General features: G+C 70.4%; 1 protein-coding gene. It reads left to right on the top strand.

Annotated features, from left to right (window positions below; all coding sequences use genetic code 11):
* Positions 1-109: 109 nt before the first annotated feature.
* Positions 110-982 (top strand): anchored repeat-type ABC transporter permease subunit, encoded by an 873-nt coding sequence (locus RB628_RS40800; RefSeq protein WP_318325692.1) that lies wholly within the window; start codon positions 110-112, stop codon positions 980-982.
* Positions 983-1040 lie beyond the last annotated feature (58 nt).

Raw genomic sequence — 1040 nt, forward strand, 5'->3', positions numbered from 1 at the left:
TGGCGCTGATCAACCGCACGGTCGTCGCCGAGGGCGGCCCCGAACTCCTCGCCGACCCCGACCAGATGCTCCGGGCCTTCGGCCTGGACCGCGCGATCGGAGCCGTAGCGTGATCGAGTTCCTCACGGACCCTTGGCAACTCCCCTTCATGCAGCGGGCGTTCGCCGTCGCCGCGGTCATCGGCCTGGTGTGCGGAGTGGTAGGCGTGTACGTCGTGCTGCGCGGCATGGCGTTCATCGGCGACGCGGTCGCCCACTCGGCCTTCCCTGGCGTCGCGCTCGCCTACGCCTTCGAAGGCAACCTCCTGCTCGGTGGAGCCACGGCCGGCATCATCACGGCCGTGCTGATCGCCTTCGTCTCCCAGAACCGGCGGCTGAAGGAGGACACCGTCATCGGTGTCTTCTTCGCCTTCGCCTTCGGTCTGGGCATCGTCCTGGTCTCCACCAGGGACAGCTGGACGACAGACCTGTCGTCCTTCCTGTTCGGGCAGGTCCTGGCGGTGAGCGCGGCGGACGTGTGGACCGTGGCCGTTATCGGGGCCGTACTCGTGCTCTTCGTGCTGGCGATCGGCAAGGAACTGGTCGCCGTCAGCCTGGACCGCGAGGCGGCACGCGCTGCGGGCCTGCCGGTCTTCCGCCTGGACCTGGCGCTGTACGTCGTCGTGACCACGACGATCGTGATGTCCCTGGAGGCGGTCGGCAACATCCTCGTCCTTGCCCTGCTCATCACCCCCGCGGCGGCCGCCCGCATGCTCACCGAGCGGCTGTGGGCGATGACGCTGCTGGCCTCGCTCATCGGCTGCGCGGGAAGCGTGGCGGGCCTGTACGTCTCGTACACCTACGACCTGGCCGCGGGCGGCTCGGTGGTCGTGGTCCTCACCGGCCTGTTCGTCCTCACCTGGTGCCTGGCACCCCGCCACGGCCTGATCGCGAAGCGCATACGGCGCCCGGACGGGGCCGCCCTCGTACCCGCCGGACGGTGACACCCCGACGGCCGGCCCATGCACCACGGGGGCCGGCCGCCGCGTTCACCGGACGGGA

Source organism: Streptomyces sp. ADMS, assembly GCF_033441795.1.
GTDB lineage: Bacteria > Actinomycetota > Actinomycetes > Streptomycetales > Streptomycetaceae > Streptomyces.